At 71.8% G+C, this 3,520-nt stretch carries 3 protein-coding genes; all 3 read left to right on the forward strand.

Annotated elements, in window-relative coordinates; all coding sequences use genetic code 11:
• Positions 1–971: DUF3152 domain-containing protein (locus E1265_RS35025; protein WP_347877290.1), on the forward strand; the 971-nt coding region annotated here is incomplete at its 5' end.
• 272 nt (positions 972–1,243) lie between these two features.
• Positions 1,244–2,194, forward strand: a complete 951-nt coding sequence (locus E1265_RS35030; RefSeq protein ID WP_132934989.1) for an NAD-dependent epimerase/dehydratase family protein — start codon at positions 1,244–1,246, stop codon at positions 2,192–2,194.
• 125 nt (positions 2,195–2,319) lie between these two features.
• A complete protein-coding gene (gene moeZ, locus E1265_RS35035; RefSeq protein WP_132934990.1) occupies positions 2,320–3,498 on the forward strand; it encodes an adenylyltransferase/sulfurtransferase MoeZ in 1,179 nt (392 codons plus the stop codon).
• The last annotated feature ends 22 nt before the right edge of the window (positions 3,499–3,520 follow it).

A 3,520-nucleotide genomic window follows, 5' to 3' on the forward strand; every position in this document is an offset into this window, starting at 1 on the left:
GGGCCGACGGGCCCGATGAGTCGCGGCAGGGCGGGCCGGCGCGGCGCACGTCGTCGTCCGGGCGCCATGGCCGGCCGCGCGAGCGGCGGCGTGGGCTCGGGGATAACCGGGGCGACCGTCGGGCGGGCTGGGGGCGCACCCTCACCGGCGTGGCGGCCGCCGCCGTCGTGACCGTCCTCACCGTCGTCGTCGGCGGCGATCTCGCCGACCGCGGCTCCGACCGGCCCGACACCGCGGGACGGCTCGACACCGACCCCGACTCGGCGCGGCCGGACGCGGGCCCTGGCGCCGGCGAGGACGACTCGGCCGACCCCGATCCGCGCGGCGAGTCGCCCTCGGGCTCGGTCGAGGAGGAGCCGGCCGAGCCGAGCTTCGAGGAACAGCTCGCCACCATGATCGAGTTCGACCCGGAGCTGACCGGCTCAGGGGAGCTGGTCCCGGTGGGCGGCAGCGCCCCGGCGGGCGACCCGACCGCCGCCACCCAGGTGCGCTACCGGGTGGACGTCGAGGAAGGCCTGGGCCTCGACCCGGAGTTCTTCGCCGACGTGGTCCACCGCACCCTCAACGACCCGCGCGGCTGGGGCAACGACGGCGAGCGCTCGTTCGCCCGGGTGTCGGCCGGCGAGTACGACTTCGTGATCACCCTGGCCAGTCCCGGCACCGCCGCCGAGTGGTGCGCGCTCTCCGGCCTCGACATCACCGAGGACAACGTCTCCTGCAACTCGTCCAACACCGAGCGCGTGATCATCAACGCCTGGCGCTGGGCGCAGGGCTCGGAGACCTACGGCGAGGACATCGCCGCCTACCGGCGGATGCTGGTCAACCACGAGGTGGGGCACCGGCTCGGCTACGGCCACGTGCTCTGCCCGGGCGAGGGCGAGCTCGCCCCGGTGATGATGCAGCAGACCAAGTTCCTCGAGACGGACGGCGTGACCTGCCGGCCCAACCCGTGGCCGCACCCGGAGCGCTGACCCCTTTCCCCCGGCCCGTCTCCGTCGTTCGCCGTTGTGGTGTAACGACGCCACTCCGCGCGACGTCACGAAACTTCACCCCTTCTGATGGTGCGGCGGACATCCGTCCGTCGTGAGGTGCACAAGTAGACATACCGTCTCTTCGTCATGGGACCGACGGGAGATGGGGGTGCACCGGTGCACGCCGCGCGTGGGGCCAGGCGGACCGTTTCGCCACCCCCGTTCCGTCCCGGCCCACCAAGATCATGTTCACACGCAAGGAGCACAGACCGATGAGAGTGCTGCTTCTCGGCGCGGGTGGGTACCTGGGCCGGTTCGTCGCCGACCGGCTGCTCGCCGACCCCGCCGTGCAGCTGACAGCCCTGGGACGCAGCGACGACGCGGACGTCCGATTCGACCTGTCCACCGGCAGCCCGGGCGCGCTCACCCGTTTCCTGGACGCCGTGCACCCCGGGGTCGTGATCAACTGCGCGGGCGCGATCCGCGGCACCGCGAGCGAGCTGACCAGGCACAACACGGTCGCCACCGCCACCCTCTGCGAGTCGCTGCGGCGCAGTGGCTGTCGGGCGCGCCTGGTCCACATCGGCTGCGCCGCCGAGTACGGACCCTCGCAGAACGGCTCGTCCATCGCCGAGGACGCCGTCGCCCGCCCCGGTGGCCCCTACGGCGTCAGCAAGCTCGCCGCCACCGAGCTGGTGCTCGGCTCCGGGCTCGACGCCATCGTGCTGCGGGTCTTCTCGCCCACCGGCCCCGGCACCCCCGCCGGCTCGCCGCTCGGCCGGCTCGCCGACTCGCTGCGGCGCGCCATGCAGCACGGCGACAGCGAGCTCAAGCTCGGCGGCCTCGCCGTACAGCGCGACTTCGTCGACGTCCGCGACGTGGCACGTGCCGTGCACGCCGCCACGCTCTCCGCCGCCCAGGGGGTGATCAACATTGGCACCGGGCACGCGGTCCGGCTGCGCGAGGCGGCGGCGGCGCTGGCCAGGATCTCCGGCTACGCAGGCACCCTGCACGAGCTCGAGGGCCCGCCGCCGCCCCGGCAGTCCCCGGAGACCGTGGGCGGCCACCACCCGCTGCCGGCCGTCGGCCCCTACCCGGACGGCTGCGGCCCCTGGCAGCAGGCGGACGTGCGCACGGCCCGCGACCGGCTCGGCTGGCGGGCCAGGATCAGCCTGGAGGAGTCGCTGGCCGACATCTGGATGGAGGCGGCCTGCCGGATGTGAGCGGACGGACGGTGGCGGTGCCCGGCGCCCCGGTGCCCGGAGTGTGGAATCGGTGTCTCGGAATCAACTGGGGCGTGGCAGTGTTGAGGGACGAAAGACCGTGTCCCTAGACCTACGGAGTCCCCGTGTCGCTGCCACCCCTGGTAGAGCCGGCCGCCGAGCTCACCGTCGATGAGGTCCGCAGGTACTCCCGCCACCTGATCATCCCCGACGTCGGGATGGACGGGCAGAAGCGGCTGAAGAACGCCAAGGTACTCGCCGTCGGCGCGGGCGGTCTCGGCTCACCGGCGCTGATGTACCTGGCGGCGGCCGGGGTCGGCACCCTGGGCATCGTGGAGTTCGACGTCGTCGACGAGTCGAACCTGCAGCGGCAGATCATCCACAGCCAGGCGGACATCGGCAAGTCCAAGGCGCTGTCGGCCAAGGAGACGGTGCAGGGCATCAACCCCTACGTCCAGGTCAACATCCACGAGGAGCGGCTCGACTCGTCCAACGTGCTCGAGCTCTTCGCCCAGTACGACCTGATCGTGGACGGCACGGACAACTTCGCCACGCGGTACCTCGTCAACGACGCCTGCGTGCTGCTGAACAAGCCGTACGTCTGGGGCTCCATCTACCGCTTCGACGGCCAGGCCTCCGTCTTCTGGTCCGAGCACGGCCCCTGCTACCGCTGCCTCTACCCCGAGCCGCCGCCGCCCGGCATGGTGCCGAGCTGCGCCGAGGGCGGGGTGCTCGGCGTGCTCTGCGCGTCGATCGGCTCGATCCAGGTGACCGAGGCCATCAAGGTGCTGACCGGCACGGGCGAACCGCTGGTCGGCCGACTGATGATCTACGACGCCCTGGAGATGACCTACCGCCAGGTCAAGGTCCGCAAGGACCCCAACTGCGCGGTCTGCGGCGAGAACCCGACGGTCACCGAGCTCATCGACTACGAGGCGTTCTGCGGCGTCGTCTCCGACGAGGCGCAGGCCGCCGCGCGGGACTCGACGATCACGCCGCGGCAGCTGAAGGAGTGGATCGACGCCGACGAGAAGATCGACATCATCGACGTCCGCGAGCCGAACGAGTACGAGATCGTCTCCATCCCGGGCGCGCGGCTGATCCCGAAGAACGAGTTCCTGCTGGGCAACGCGCTGAGCGACCTGCCGCAGGACCGGCGGATCGTGCTGCACTGCAAGACGGGCGTGCGGTCGGCGGAGGTGCTCGCGGTGCTGAAGAACGCCGGCTTCGCCGACGCGGTCCACGTCGGCGGCGGCGTCATCGGCTGGGTCAACCAGATCGAACCCGAGAAGCCGGTCTACTGACGGCCGGTTCTCCCCACTCACC

The sequence above is a fragment of the Streptomyces sp. 8K308 genome (assembly GCF_004348315.1).
Taxonomy (GTDB): domain Bacteria; phylum Actinomycetota; class Actinomycetes; order Streptomycetales; family Streptomycetaceae; genus Streptomyces.

Coding starts and splice junctions, on each gene's coding strand:
- E1265_RS35030 (WP_132934989.1), top strand. CDS start 1,244: ATGAGAGTGCTGCTTCTCGGCGCGGGTGGGTACCTGGGCCGGTTCGTC.